Consider the following 13,258-nt stretch of genomic DNA (forward strand, 5'->3'; position numbering starts at 1 on the left):
AATCCTCAATGGAGAGTTCCCGGCTTTCTTAGCAAATCATTCCGATAATACTATTATTTAAATACTTTGAGACGCTCATCGATCGGCTGGAACTGCTTCTCGCCCGGCTGTGCGGTCGGCTTGCCGAAAGGCATTTGCGCAAGCAGCTTCCATTCTGCAGGAAGGTTCCACTCCCGTTTCACTTCGTCGTCGACCAGCGGATTGTAATGCTGCAGCGATGCGCCATAGCCTTCCAGCTCAAGCGATGTCCATACGACGAATTGCAGCATGCCTGCGGAATGCTCGGACCAGATCGGGAAATTATCTTTATATGCAGCGAACTGCTCCTGCAGACCTTGGATGACGCGCTGATCTTCGAAGAACAGGACGGTACCGTAGCCGCTGCCGAAGGCGTTCATCTTCTCTGCAGTCGAGACGAATCTCTCTTCATCATTAACGACCTTGCGCAGCGTTTCCGTTGTAATGTTCCAGAACTTGTCGTGCTGCTCTCCCAGCAGGACAACGACACGTGCGCTTTGGGAGTTAAACGAGGAAGGCGTATGTTTAACGGCATCTGCGATCACTTCTTGAATCCGATCATCGGATACGACCGTTTCTTTGCTAATTCCGTAGATGGAGCGGCGCTGTTTCAATGCAGTATTAAAATCTTTAGACATGTATTTTGCAACCTCCCGAAGTTAAGTAACGTACTTTTTTATTGTAACATTGTTATTTAAAAATGCAACAGCTGCCATCATGACTCATTCAGTTTCTGAAATGAACGTTCGTTTTATCCTGCTCCCCCTCTGCATCATACATCCAAGTCCGGCCATAAAAAAAATGACCGCGAAACAAACTCGCGGTCAGATCATAACTGAAATTACTCTTAAGGCATTTGTTTGATTCGGATAACAAAGGACCTCATATCGCTTATTCCGCTATTGCTGATGACAGCCGTCATCGTAACGGTCGCATCTCCTTGACCTTGGGCCGGGCGGTTCAGAACCGCCCCCGTGTTGGAAATAATCGCTGGCATATTCGAATACCACATGATCGTGCTTCCATGGTAACCTTTCGTCGGCAGGCCGATCGGCTTCGTTACGCTGGCTGCCGTATCCTTCTCCGCGAAGGTGATCGCAAGCTCCGCTTTGTCAGCCGCAACCTTCTCGGCAATCGTAAATTCCTGCTTCACCGTTACGATGAAAACCTTATAGTCGGTTATACCGCCTGAAGTAATGCTTGCTGTGAATATAACCCCTATATCGCCAGCACCATTGGCAGGACGGTGAACGGTCTTGCCGTCATTGGAGATGATCGCGGGCGCGCTTGAGGTCCACGTGATTGTTGAACCATTCATGCCTCTTGCTGGTAGCGCATCGAATGGGCGGGTTACGCTTGCAACCGAGTCTTTGCCGCCGTAATCGATCTCCAATGCCGCTTTGTCTGCCGCTACGCGCTGTGCATCAGGCATCAGCTGCTTAACCGTCACCTGAAACATCTTCACATCGGCAGCGGAATTATATTGAATGACAGCCGTCAATGCCACAACCGCATCGCCTGTTCCTGTTACAGGCCGGTTAACGATCTTACCGTCGCTCGATATGATGTTCGGCGCGCCTGAATACCATTTAATCAACGAACCGTTCTTCCCTTTGACCGGCAGCTCTTTGAGCGGCTGGGTAACGCTCGCAGCGGTATCGGAACCATTGAATAGAATCTGCAAAGCAGCTTTGTCCAGCTCTACCCGCTGCACATCCGTTAATGCAGCTGCTGTTCCTTTAACGCGCAGCGTGAATGATTTAGTTGCTAGCGCTTGTTTGTATCGAATTGTCGCCGTCATGATAACGATCTCATCCGAGCCTGAAGGACGGTTTACGGTGAGCCCATTATGCGAGATGATGGCCGGTTTATTAGAGCTCCACTCCACGCTTGATCCGTTCTTGCCCTTCTTATCGAGCACGACCGGTCCAGTTACATGGCTTGCTGAATCACCCTTGCGATAGCGTACTTGAAGCGCGGATTTGTCCTTGGACACGCGCTGATTGTCCGTCCATTGATGATGGTTGTCATCATCGTCATCGTCATCATCGGCTTTACATTTCTGTTTAATGGCTTCGATGGTCTGCTTGATCGCTGACTTCGCTTTCTCTGTCTTGGCTTTCTTCAGTGCATGCTGCAGTGCTTCGACTGCATCCTCACAATCTTCCTTTTTTCCCTCACCTTGCTTGTGCTTCCCGTCATGTCCACCTTTATTGCCTTGTTTGCCATGAGCCATCGCGGCTGTTCCGCCGGATAATACAAGCGTCAATACGAGCAAGCCGACTAACCACTTCTTCATACATCATCGCTCCTGACCTTATATAATGAACCCGAATGTCTTGTAGATACGATTCGTTTCACTTTTCCAGTTTATGGGGGTGATGGAATGATTTTTAATCATGAGCTCCTTTTGTATCCGGCAACCTTTTGTATAGGTCTGTTGAAGTTGTCAATGCGATCATTTCACCTGCTATCTTCGTCATCTGAGCCCCATGCCTGCTGTCATCGCATTCACTCCAGCTAAAATCGCGAGCTCCTCCGTTAATTTTAACTTGCAGCTGATAGCTGACGTGCGGATCCTTATTGCATGCATTAGAGAGCTTCTTCTCACCGAGAAAGTTCGACAGCTTGAGCTGTTTATAGATAGCCTGCATCTGATCGGGCCCAAGCTTGAAATCCGATACCTCCGTCACCTCTCCGCTCTGCAAATCCTTCACCAGCCTTCCCTGGATGGTATCGATGATGTTCTTCTCCCCCACACCGTATTGAAGCTCGAATGCAAAGTAGTCCTGCTTGGTCAGATCGTAATCAATATCGAGCACCACAATATCCTTATACTCCCCTGTACAATTCTTCAAGGTATACGTTAATGAGGTATCCGTTTCAGAACGGTCGAGACGTCCGCAGGAATAGTTGTATACCTTCGGGGTGCCGAATTTATCTTCGGTCGTGTCGTACCGAAGCGCAATACCTTCTTGCGAAGCGGTCAAATCATGATAGATCGGATCGCCTTCAATCGTATAATGCGTGATTCTAAGCTGCTCCAGATCTCCGGCTATAAAGGAATCCAACAGCTCGATGTTCTCCACATTGCCGTGCATATCGATGACTTCGCCGGGCTTTCCCATCTTATCTGTGGAAGGCTCGGTAATCTCGATCTTCGTGCCATATGACGCGTGGCCTTCCTTCCATTCCGCGTTCAGCTCAATCATGTAGACGCCTGCCTCAGAAGGGAGCGTAATGGCATCCTGCTCTACAGGAACTTGAATTGCGCCTCCTTCTCCCTCCGACTGGAGAACGATCAGCTTCTGCGGTGGATAGCTGAAGGTTATGTTCAGCACTGCTCCGGGAGCCGCCTTCGCGGCTTTCACCTTCTCTAGGCCCTCCCTTACAGGAGCAGCATCGGTCATCGAGGTTCCATGCTCAGTGGTCCACGAGAATCCTCCGCCAATATAAGGTACAGCAACGCCATCCACTGTTAAGCTCGGTATTGGAGGTTCTGTGGGGCTTGCTCCCCCTTCGACCTTGCCGCCTTCCTTCGATCCGCAGCCCATGAGCAAGCCTACAAGACTGGCTACGATAAGCGCTTTCCATTTTATATTCACGTACATCCCCCTCACAGCTTGTTATGCAGCATTCCCAATGTTATCTTCAAGACGCCGGACTGTACGGAAGAGTTGCAGTTCCCAGGAAGAAAAGAAAAAATCCGCGATATTCGCGGATTTGATGGTCAAAGTATGTTTCGCAACCAAATTGATTTGGCGAGGGTACCCGATTAATAGGCAAAGACATGGTTGCCGATTTTTTTGATGATTTTCCGGGATCGGATCCAATCTGAGCTTGCCGTATCGGGATTATAGTAGAACAATGCGTTCCCGGACGGATCCCAGCCTTTGACCGCATCCTTGGCGGCCTTAAACGCCGTAGCATCCGGTATCAGCCAATATTGCCCGTCATTGATAGCGGTGAATGCCCACGGCTCGAAGATTACGCCTGCCAGCGTGTTCGGAAATTGGGAAGATTGCAGCCGGTTCATCACGACCGCTCCAACTGCGACTTGTCCCGTATACGACTCGCCTCTGGCTTCTCCGTAGATGACACGCGCCAGCTTCGCGAGCTCGGGTTTGCTGACGGATACCTTCTTCAGCTTGTTCCAAGTTCGAGGTCCGACGACTCCATCTACGGGCAAGCCATGATTAAGTTGGAATTGCCGGACCGCAGTTCGGGTTGAAACCCCGAAGGTCGTCGTTACGGCCGGTTTAAAAAAGCCGAGAAGTTGTAGTCTGTACTGCAGGTCCGGCACATCAGGACCCGTGCTTCCATATTTCAAGGTAGCCGGCGCTGCCGCTTCGGCCTTGCCTTGAACCGCCCCTGCCGCAGTTGCGATGACAAGCGCGAACAATACGAATATTTTTAGCTGTCTGATCATGTTGCATGAATCCCTCCGTTGCTAGCATTCCTAACGTCAACTCGACGTCCGAATCATTCTAGCATGCGGTAAGGGCTGACAAACCCATTACTAGAAACATTTAATGATATTAAAAGTTTCTCATATTAACCTTTGTTTTCTCCTGCTCCCTACCCTTGCGGGCCTTCTGCCATCAGTTTCTGAATTTCTTCCAATCGGTCGATCATTGTTCTGAGCTCGATCGCCAGGAAGTCTTCATCTGCCCGTCCGAACGCTTCTTTCAGGAGCTGAAGCTGGTTCATCGTATCCGGGAGAAGGGCATACGCCTGCTCGGCATGCCGGTAATAGTCATGGACAGGCTGCTCGCCTGCCAACTTGCGTAGGTCGGTCATTTCGCCACTCACTCCTTCATGCCTGTTATTATAGAGGCTTCACCATAGCCACGTGGGGAATATCCGCTTCCAAGAATAGATCGGATACCTGCTCATAACCCAGCTTGGTGTAGAAATCCTGAGCCTGGGTTTGCGCATGGAGCTTCGCCTGAGACAGCCCTTTACTGCGGGCGACCTCTTCTAGGGCAGCCATCACTTCGCGTCCGAATCCGTAATTCCGATATTCGGGCAGAACACAGATCCGCTCCAGCTTGGCTTTGGAATCGAGCACGCGAATCCGGCCTGTCCCGACAGGCTTGCCTTCATAATAGACGAGCACATGAGCGGAGGCTTCCTCATACTCATCATATTCCTCTTCTTCCGACACACCCTGCTCCTGTACGAAGACGGTTCTACGAATATCATAGACCGACTTCAGCTCTTGTTCACTTGTGGCAATTGCAGCCTTCGATATATTCATCAGCTTACACCCTTTCTTAGTTAGTGACCTAATAGGTCTGGCAGCCTTATACGCCTTCGAAGGATTCCGGATACCGAAGCTCTCCGGTCACTCCATTCAATCCGTTCAGCTCGCATACCATGAATACGTCATCAGGCACATCATACTGCTTCAGTTCCAAACCATACACCCTCCCCGGCTTGAATCCGAAGCGCGGATAATACGATGGATGCCCGATTAGCATAACGGCGGCATAACCGAGCTCATGACTTCTCCGCAGCCCTTCCTCCATTAACAGGGTTCCTACCCCGCTCTTCTGATGGGATGGCTTAACCGCAAGTGGTGCGAGCACCAAGACCGTATGCTGCTTATCCCCTTCTATGACCAGCGCCTCGCTGATCAAGAGATGACCGATGATTTCTCCATCACTCGACTGGGCAATAATAGACAGCTCGGGAACAAATTCCGGCGCACGGCGAATCCGCTCTACGAGAAGCGCTTCATCCTCCCTGTTATCGAATGCTTGAATGAGCACCTCCCTGACCTGATTTAGGTCTTCGACCGTCTCGTTGCGCACAAGTATCGACATCTATATCACACCTCCTCTCCCATAATCCAATCCAACTGCCTCACCTGAAAAGCTGCCGGAAGCGAGCGCAGCAGTCCATTGCGCAGCGCAACCGCAAGACCGTTCTCCAGCTGAACGAGCCGTCCCATCCTGCGTGATTGCCGAACCATCTTAGTCGTGCGGCCAATCCGCAACCGTTCGTACATCGCCAGCGCAGCCTGAATATCGGAGGGCATCTTCTTAAGACACCGTCCCAAGACCACTGCATCCTCCATCGCTTGAGCGCCTCCTTGTCCAAGATTCGGCAGCATCGGATGCGCGGCGTCCCCAAGCAGCGTAACACACCCGACGCTCCAAGAAGACAACGGCTTCCGGTCATAGATCGGGTGGGATAGAACGGCGGTCTCCTCCGTCGCCTCAATAACCGCTTCAATGGGCTTATACCAGCCTTTAAAATGATTCAACGCCGCTTGCTTCCGCATACCTTGCTCAACAAGCGCATCCGGGGGCGAATTTAGGGCGGCAAACCAAAAAACACGCCCTTGTCCGAGATGGGAGAAACCAAATCGCTTGCCGGGTCCCCAGGCTTCGAACCCCCCGCCGAGCTCTGCCCCGTACCGCTTATCTTCATAGGCCGCAATACCCCGCAGCGCCGTGAATCCGCTGTAACGTAATGCTTCAGGACCGAATAAGCGCTCGCGGACGACGGACCGGACCCCATCAGCGCCGATAAGCAAAGCTCCGGTTGACTTGCTGCCATCCTCGAAGGATGCAGACACGTAAGGCCCGTCCATCTCCCAAGAGATCAGCTCACACCCTAGCTTTACATCAGTTCCCGGAAGAAGCTGCTGCAGCAGCACCTGCTGCAATTCGCCCCGGTGGATCAAATAGCCGGGCGTACCATATCGCTCAGCTTGACGGGACGTAGGCAAATCCACAATCAGCCTTCCATTCCACGTGCGGACTTCAGCCTTACCGACAGCTGCTCCTCTGCTGCGAGCCTGCTCGGCAGCACCAAGGCGATCGAGCGCCTTCATTGCATTAGCAGCCAGAACGATACCTGCGCCTACGTCCGACAGCTTGGACGCCTTATCGAATATCTTCACCTGCCAGCCGATCTGCTGCAGCGCGATTGCAGCACTGAGCCCGCCGATCCCGGCACCGATGACAATCGCGGTCTTATCTATTGAATGCTCCATCCGTTATCATGCACACCTTTCCCCAATAAAGATACCAGCCTGTGGGCATCGGATCAGACGGATACGGACCTAATTATTCAAGGAGTCGGATCATCTGAAACACTTCACGGTGGTCGCCGTGCAGGATAGCTTCGGCACATCTCATCTGCGAGGAACCATCGCCGTCCAAGAAAATGCCATCCACCCATTGCCCCTTGCCGCCCAGCTCCAGCACGGCAGCCCGAAATTCACCGGCCGTCGCCTTCGTCTCGCTGACGATCAGATACAGGGTCTGCTCGGCATCGTATACGGCTCCTGTTCGCAAGCGACGTTCGCCCGGTGCTGGCAGCTGCTCTGCAGCAGTCTGCATCTCCCATGCAGCATCATTAGCCGGGAGCATGCTGACCCCGCCCTGCGCCCAATAACGGCTGCGATCCGTTACGATAATTTCATCGGTGTGCTGAACAACCTGTAGACTGAAGCTCCCCAGCGCTTCGTCCCAGACCAGCGTCCCCCGTGCATACTTGGCATTCTGACCACCGGAGCCATAGGCATTCCTATTCCCTTTGACCGGCACATCATTCACGACTGCCATGCTTAACAACGCTCCTTCATAGAAGAAACCGCCGTTCACGCCGAAATAGGGCGTATCCGCCACATTATCGGTGATGGCCTCAAGTGTCACATTGGATGGCGAGGTCCGAATGACATGCAGCTTCACGCCATGGGACGACTCAAAATTCAGATAGCTGTATGCGGATGGACCGACAGGCCTATTGCCGTCTTGAAGCCTGATGATCAGCAAAGCAGTGACCACCGCCAGCATAAGAAGCGCAATGGATACGGCCGTTATGACATTGCGTTTATGGTTGAGAACTTGGTTTGACACGACCGGCTCCTTCTCGCAGCAGACAATGTATTTCTTTTCACATTACTAGACTCTCGTATCTTGCATCATGTTTCGATGATTATATCATAGAAGCGACTCTTCCCGTTGTCACTTGGCCAATCATCTTGCATGGAATCAAAAAAAACCGGAAGCCTTAGGCTCTCCGGTTCAAGAGATCGTTAGATCGATAGGTGATGACGTCTTGGTATCCGCCATTAAGCGTTGGAAGACCAGTCCGCAGACCAATTCGTTTCCCAGCCTCTGAAGACCGGAGCCGAGATTTTATTCGAAGCTAACAGCTTCTGCGAATCATGAATCCAAGCTTCGATATTGGCGGCTTGGACGTAGGTGGCCAGCTTCTCAAGCGTTGTCTCCAGGCGCACCAGCTCATGCATATTGCCTCTTTCAACAACTTCATCCGTGAACTTATAGAGACAATCGAGAAAGAACTTGCGGTTCGGACAATTTCTGTCGCCCGCCAGCTCGATCAGGACAGGTAAGTTATTAAAATCATTCAGAGTTAATGCCCAATGCGCATGCGGAAGACTGCTGCCTTCGTATGCCCATCCTCGTATTTCGTCATGCGTAGGGTTCCATATATTATGCATCATCATTTGTTGTACTGCTCCTTCCTGTAGTGCCACTTGTTCCATTGCAGCCTTAGATTCTGTACTTAACCTATTCTATGCAACAAGTAACAACTCTATGTTAAATTGGTATTAATGATTTTCAAATATTGCGGGAGCAGTGCATGGACACCGCATCTCCCATGATGAGGTGAAAAAATGGACTTCGGTATGCTCATGATCTTGTCGATAACGGTCCCGATTGTTCTGCTTCTTGCCGTCATTATAGTCAAGATGATTACAAGGAAAGAAATCCCCGATAGCCGTTACACACCGTTCGACTATATTATGGGACAATCCGTAGTTGAAATTCACCAGCATAAAGACGAGAAAGAAGACAACGCCGAAGAAGGCGACGACAAGGACAAAAATAATCGCAAACCATTTGGGACAACCTAGTAAGGCAGCCGGCGGACACGATGCAAGAAATTGGGATTCTGACTGGCCGTCACAGAATGATAAGTGAAATTCAGCCAAGGCTTGGAGGTCGTGTTACTCAGATGAACGAATCAACGGGTGAATTTGTTGCGAAGACGAAAGACACGCAAGAGAAAGATAAAAAAAACCGGGAGCATTACGGTAAAGGTACGCCCTCATCTAAGCTTCCCACTAAGCAGCACAGCAATAACCCTTAATGGTAGCGACCTTCGAAGGCTGCATATATGCAGCCTTCGTTCTTTATATAATCTTCAGGCAGCGGACGCGCTACCGAATTCCTTCGTACATCTAGAACAAGCTTTGGCCGAAATGCAGCATGCCCGTGAGAGCGCTAGCTGCTAATGGTTAACTATTCTAACACACAACTATACGTTTGTAAATAATTAGGACGAATATGCGATTCACTTTTCATGTTTGAATCACCTCTGCTACAATAGAAGCATTGCATGGCTAGCAGGATTGGCTTTTCGCCATTAGTGCTTCGGAGGTGAATCGGCTGTGAACATTATTAAGATCAAAGACCGGCAAGAGCTCGACCGCAAGACGCCGTCGATGCCATGGTATGTCGAGAAATTCATCAATTATAAGCTGCCCGACCTGTCTCCTTCCTCCCTGTTGGAATACGTGAGAGATTACGAGACTTTCTTCTCCTGGCTGCTGGCTGAAGGCTTGTCCAAGGGTACAACGCTGCGTGAAATTACGCTCGATGAGCTGGAGAAGCTTCATATGGACAGCATCGACAACTTTAGGATGTTTCTGGCCACCCACCCGGATCATATGAATGTCAAAACGACGATTTCCCGCAAGCTCGCCTCCCTGCGCTCGCTCTTCCACTACTTAAGCCAAATCGCAGAGGACGAGGAGTTCTACCCGCTGCTGAAGCGGAACGTGATGGCCAAGGTGTCCATTAAACGGAGCCATAAACCGAAGGATACCGCAGCCAAGCTGGAAGGTAAACTGCTGCAGGAGCAGGAGATCGATGAGTTTATTCGTTATATTAATGAGGATTATGGGACAGATGTCGCGACAAACAAGCAAGCGATGTACGCCTACACGCTCAATCGCATCCGAGATACCTGTATCGTCAGTCTGATTCTTAATTCCGGCCTGCGCGTATCGGAGGTCGTCAACATGAACGTCGATGACTTCGATCTGAAGAAAAAGCTGCTGTATGTGTACCGCAAAGGCAAGAACGACGACACATTCAAGACGCCCGTCTATTTCCGGACGGAAGCGATTCGCGAGCTTCAGCTTTATTTGAATCAACGAGAGTCGCAATACAAGGCGCCCAAACGGGAAAAAGCCCTCTTCCTCGCCATTGCCAACGGCAAGAAAGAAGGCTCGCGCATGACCAAACGCGCCATACAAGAGATGGTCATTAAGTATGCCAAGCGGTTCGGCAAACCCTACCTGTCCGTACATAAGCTGCGCCATTCCTTCGCGACGGACTATTATCTGCGCAATGACTTGTATAAGACGCAGGAGCAGCTCGGCCACGCATCGCCGGAAACGACGCAAATCTATGCGCATTTGACCGACCGCACGATGGCAGAGGCGATCGACCGACAGAAGGAGTCCTAGCTCTACGACAGATTATAACCCAACTTCTATGTGATTCATGACATTAATGATTAACCTTATGGCTCATAGATCATCTTTCGTGTCATGCCGCCGTCAACCGTCAGATTGGTACCGGTCACAAAACCATTATCCGGGTCGGTGAAATACATGCACGCCCGCACAATATCTTCGGGCCGGCCTACCCGGCCCGACGGGTGCTGCTCATGATCGACTGGTCTGAGCGATGCGTAATCGCCGGTTTCGATCCATCCCGGACTTATGCAGTTGACGGTAATGCCATCTGGTCCAAGCGATAGGGCAAAAGCATGAGTCAATGAAGCTATACCGCCTTTTGACGCAGCATAGGCTTCACTGAATGGCTCAGACATGGCTGCCCTTGTCGAGGCGATATTGACGATGCGCCCCGCTCCCCGTTTCTTCATCCGTTTCGCCGCCTCCCTGCTGCATAAGAAGGTTCCGCGCAAATTTACGTTCATGACGCTGTCCCACTCGTCCACGGAAAGTTCGAGGGGGGATTTCCATATTCCGAATCCGGCATTGTTTATCAGAATATCGGCTAAGCCGCATGTCTGATCCACCCGTTCGAACAGCTGTTCAATCTCCTCCGGCCGGCTCAAGTCAGCCGCTATGAACCGCGCATACCCGCCTGCTGCTTCAATTTCGTTCACTAGCTGGTCCCCGCCCTTGTCTTCACGGTCTGTGGCGGCAACCTGTGCTCCTTCTGCGGCATACGCCTTAGCCAAGATTCGGCCGATCCCTCCTGCGGCACCGGTCACGATTACGGTCTTTCCTTCATACGCATTCATAATGCTTGCCTCCTTTCGTCTTCTATGACAACAGCTTCTCCCGGATTTGCCCGATTACTTGCTCTGCCGGCACCTGTTCCACGGTTCCAGTCCGCGCTTTCAGCTCAACTCGACCTTCCGCGATAGCCTTGCCGACTACAACGCGCAGCGGCAGCCCGATCAGATCGGCATCCTTCAGCTTTACGCCGGGCCGCTCGTCCCGGTCATCGAGCAGCACCTCGATGCCCGCGGAGCGCAGCTCCTCATACAGCTTCAGCGCAGTTTCCCGTTGTGTATCGTCCTGCATCGACATCACGATGATGTGAACCTGATAGGGTGCTATCGACTTCGGCCAAATCATACCGTGCTCGTCCTGATTCTGCTCGATAATAGCAGCCATCAGTCTAGTCACCCCGATCCCGTAGCAGCCCATAACGAAGGTCTGCTCCTTGCCCGCAGCATCGACGAACGTCGCCCCCAGCTTGCCGCTGTATCGACTGTCCAATTTGAACACATGTCCAATTTCGATCCCGCGGATGGTCGACAGCTTGTTTCCGCAATGCGGGCAATCATCGCCCTCCTGAACATTACGCAGGTCGCCGGTGAGATGCGCAGTAAAGTCCCGGCCTGGCACGACATGCTTCAGATGATAGTCCAGCTCATTGGCGCCGGTTATCGCTTCCTTCATCGCGCCGACATGCTGATCCACAAGTAGCGGCGCCGCCAGCCCGACCGGCCCTGCGAAGCCGGCGGGAGAGCCTGTCAACGCCTGCACGGTCGCTGCATCGGCAAGCTCAACCGTCTCTGCGCCAAGCAGGTTTTTAATCTTCGTTTCATTCGCTTCATGATCACCGCGTACAAGAACAGCCGTTGGCTGCCCGTCTGCCATATAGATCAGTGTCTTTACGATATGTTCAGCCCCGCAGCCGACCGATTGGACCAACTGCTCAATCGTCTTCCAGCCTGGCGTATGAAATTTGACACAGGATGCCATTGTGCCCACATTCGAATTACTTTCATCGGTCGCTGCCGGAAGCATCGATTCCGCTTTTTCCAGGTTTGCGGCATAGCCGCAGGATTCGCAGGACACGATAATATCTTCGCCGGATTCGGAGAAAGCCATAAATTCATGTGTTCCGCCTTCGCCACCGATGGCGCCGGCATCGGCTTCTACGGCTCGGAATGCTATACCGCACCGCGTAAATATCCGATGATAGGCTTCATACATCGCATCATAATGACGTGCGAGCCCATCCCAATCCGTGTCGAAGGAATAGGCATCCTTCATGATGAATTCCCTGCCGCGCAGAAGCCCGAATCTGGGCCTCCGTTCGTCGCGGAATTTCGTCTGAATTTGATAGAGCGTCACCGGCAGCTTCCGGTAGGACGTGATCTCTTGCTGAATCAACGAAGTAATGACCTCCTCATGCGTCGGTCCGAGAACGAATTCTCTTCCATTGCGGTCATTCAGGCGAAAGAGATCCTGCCCATACATATCATATCGGCCGGATTGCTGCAGCAGCTCCGCCGGCTGCAGCGCCGAGAGCAGCATTTCTTGTGCTCCGGCACGCTCCATCTCTTCCCGGATGATCGTCTCCACACTGCGCAGCACCTTGCGTCCGAGCGGCAGGAAGGAATAGACGCCCGAAGCCAGCTGGCGAATGAAGCCTCCCTTCACCATCCACCGATGGCTTACGGCTTCCGCCTCCGCAGGCATCTCGCGAAGCGTTGGTGCAAATAACTGACGTTGTCTCATCCTTACCCTCTCCTTCATCACCTTAATGATTATTTTTGAAATCCGACTAATGGGTATACAAAAAAACGCACCCATCCCCGGCAAGGGACGAGCGCGCTCGTGGTACCACCCATAATTCAATCGCTTGCTGTGTAACAGTACAGCTTGCGATCCTCATGTTATCGGATAACGGGGGTCTCC

At 51.8% G+C, this 13,258-nt stretch carries 15 protein-coding genes; 3 read left to right on the forward strand and 12 right to left on the reverse strand.

Annotation, left to right across the window (positions count from 1 at the left end; all coding sequences use genetic code 11):
* Positions 1 to 53: 53 nt before the first annotated feature.
* From NNL21_RS03170 to NNL21_RS03215, 10 genes are all read right to left on the reverse strand, one after another.
* Entirely contained in the window at positions 54 to 656 is a 603-nt protein-coding gene (locus NNL21_RS03170) for a nitroreductase family protein (protein WP_204815994.1), read from the reverse strand.
* 209 nt (positions 657 to 865) lie between these two features.
* A complete protein-coding gene (locus NNL21_RS03175; RefSeq protein ID WP_204815995.1) occupies positions 866 to 2,317 on the reverse strand; it encodes an immunoglobulin-like domain-containing protein in 1,452 nt (483 codons plus the stop codon).
* A gap of 94 nt (positions 2,318 to 2,411) precedes the next feature.
* Positions 2,412 to 3,623 carry a DUF4362 domain-containing protein gene (locus NNL21_RS36440; RefSeq protein WP_204815996.1) on the reverse strand — a complete coding sequence of 404 codons (1,212 nt, stop codon included), beginning with the start codon at positions 3,621 to 3,623 and terminating at the stop codon, positions 2,412 to 2,414.
* Between the two features lie 170 nt (positions 3,624 to 3,793).
* Positions 3,794 to 4,447: a spore cortex-lytic enzyme gene (sleB, locus tag NNL21_RS03185; RefSeq protein WP_204815997.1), complete on the reverse strand. Its 654-nt coding sequence runs from the start codon at positions 4,445 to 4,447 to the stop codon at positions 3,794 to 3,796.
* Positions 4,448 to 4,596: 149 nt separating this feature from the next.
* Positions 4,597 to 4,818 (reverse strand): hypothetical protein, encoded by a 222-nt coding sequence (locus NNL21_RS03190; protein ID WP_204815998.1) that lies wholly within the window; start codon positions 4,816 to 4,818, stop codon positions 4,597 to 4,599.
* A gap of 28 nt (positions 4,819 to 4,846) precedes the next feature.
* Complete coding sequence (locus NNL21_RS03195) at positions 4,847 to 5,278, reverse strand: GNAT family N-acetyltransferase (protein ID WP_204815999.1); 432 nt, start codon at positions 5,276 to 5,278, stop codon at positions 4,847 to 4,849.
* 46 nt (positions 5,279 to 5,324) lie between these two features.
* Positions 5,325 to 5,846, reverse strand: a complete 522-nt coding sequence (locus NNL21_RS03200) for a GNAT family N-acetyltransferase (protein ID WP_204816000.1) — start codon at positions 5,844 to 5,846, stop codon at positions 5,325 to 5,327.
* A gap of 5 nt (positions 5,847 to 5,851) precedes the next feature.
* Positions 5,852 to 7,024 (reverse strand): FAD-dependent monooxygenase, encoded by a 1,173-nt coding sequence (locus NNL21_RS03205; protein ID WP_204816001.1) that lies wholly within the window; start codon positions 7,022 to 7,024, stop codon positions 5,852 to 5,854.
* A gap of 73 nt (positions 7,025 to 7,097) precedes the next feature.
* Positions 7,098 to 7,892 (reverse strand): hypothetical protein, encoded by a 795-nt coding sequence (locus tag NNL21_RS03210; RefSeq protein ID WP_256555030.1) that lies wholly within the window; start codon positions 7,890 to 7,892, stop codon positions 7,098 to 7,100.
* A 215-nt stretch (positions 7,893 to 8,107) separates the two neighbouring features.
* Entirely contained in the window at positions 8,108 to 8,506 is a 399-nt protein-coding gene (locus tag NNL21_RS03215; protein WP_204816002.1) for a hypothetical protein, read from the reverse strand.
* A gap of 171 nt (positions 8,507 to 8,677) precedes the next feature.
* Here NNL21_RS03215 and NNL21_RS03220 point away from each other — a divergent pair, with 171 nt between their 5' ends.
* The 3 genes from NNL21_RS03220 to xerS all read left to right on the forward strand — a co-directional run bounded on the left by NNL21_RS03220 (position 8,678) and on the right by xerS (position 10,537).
* Positions 8,678 to 8,917, forward strand: a complete 240-nt coding sequence (locus NNL21_RS03220; protein WP_204816003.1) for a DUF3951 domain-containing protein — start codon at positions 8,678 to 8,680, stop codon at positions 8,915 to 8,917.
* A gap of 101 nt (positions 8,918 to 9,018) precedes the next feature.
* A complete protein-coding gene (locus NNL21_RS03225) occupies positions 9,019 to 9,153 on the forward strand; it encodes a DUF4023 domain-containing protein (protein ID WP_204816004.1) in 135 nt (44 codons plus the stop codon).
* Positions 9,154 to 9,454: 301 nt separating this feature from the next.
* A complete protein-coding gene (gene xerS / locus NNL21_RS03230) occupies positions 9,455 to 10,537 on the forward strand; it encodes a tyrosine recombinase XerS (RefSeq protein WP_204816005.1) in 1,083 nt (360 codons plus the stop codon).
* A 56-nt stretch (positions 10,538 to 10,593) separates the two neighbouring features.
* On the opposite strand, the gene NNL21_RS03235 is transcribed toward xerS, so the two are convergent.
* Together NNL21_RS03235 and NNL21_RS03240 are read right to left on the reverse strand one after the other, a co-directional pair.
* A complete protein-coding gene (locus tag NNL21_RS03235) occupies positions 10,594 to 11,343 on the reverse strand; it encodes an SDR family NAD(P)-dependent oxidoreductase (RefSeq protein ID WP_204816006.1) in 750 nt (249 codons plus the stop codon).
* 22 nt (positions 11,344 to 11,365) lie between these two features.
* Complete coding sequence (locus NNL21_RS03240) at positions 11,366 to 13,078, reverse strand: proline--tRNA ligase (protein ID WP_204816007.1); 1,713 nt, start codon at positions 13,076 to 13,078, stop codon at positions 11,366 to 11,368.
* Between the last annotated feature and the right edge of the window lie 180 nt (positions 13,079 to 13,258).

The sequence above is a fragment of the Paenibacillus mendelii genome (assembly GCF_024498075.1).
GTDB classification, from domain to species: domain Bacteria; phylum Bacillota; class Bacilli; order Paenibacillales; family Paenibacillaceae; genus Paenibacillus_Z; species Paenibacillus_Z mendelii.

Coding starts and splice junctions, on each gene's coding strand:
- NNL21_RS03170 (WP_204815994.1), bottom strand. CDS start 656: ATGTCTAAAGATTTTAATACTGCATTGAAACAGCGCCGCTCCATCTAC.
- NNL21_RS03175 (WP_204815995.1), bottom strand. CDS start 2,317: ATGAAGAAGTGGTTAGTCGGCTTGCTCGTATTGACGCTTGTATTATCC.
- sleB (WP_204815997.1), bottom strand. CDS start 4,447: ATGATCAGACAGCTAAAAATATTCGTATTGTTCGCGCTTGTCATCGCA.
- NNL21_RS03190 (WP_204815998.1), bottom strand. CDS start 4,818: ATGACCGACCTACGCAAGTTGGCAGGCGAGCAGCCTGTCCATGACTAT.
- NNL21_RS03195 (WP_204815999.1), bottom strand. CDS start 5,278: ATGAATATATCGAAGGCTGCAATTGCCACAAGTGAACAAGAGCTGAAG.
- NNL21_RS03200 (WP_204816000.1), bottom strand. CDS start 5,846: ATGTCGATACTTGTGCGCAACGAGACGGTCGAAGACCTAAATCAGGTC.
- NNL21_RS03205 (WP_204816001.1), bottom strand. CDS start 7,024: ATGGAGCATTCAATAGATAAGACCGCGATTGTCATCGGTGCCGGGATC.
- NNL21_RS03215 (WP_204816002.1), bottom strand. CDS start 8,506: ATGATGATGCATAATATATGGAACCCTACGCATGACGAAATACGAGGA.
- NNL21_RS03220 (WP_204816003.1), top strand. CDS start 8,678: ATGGACTTCGGTATGCTCATGATCTTGTCGATAACGGTCCCGATTGTT.
- NNL21_RS03225 (WP_204816004.1), top strand. CDS start 9,019: ATGAACGAATCAACGGGTGAATTTGTTGCGAAGACGAAAGACACGCAA.
- NNL21_RS03235 (WP_204816006.1), bottom strand. CDS start 11,343: ATGAATGCGTATGAAGGAAAGACCGTAATCGTGACCGGTGCCGCAGGA.
- NNL21_RS03240 (WP_204816007.1), bottom strand. CDS start 13,078: ATGAGACAACGTCAGTTATTTGCACCAACGCTTCGCGAGATGCCTGCG.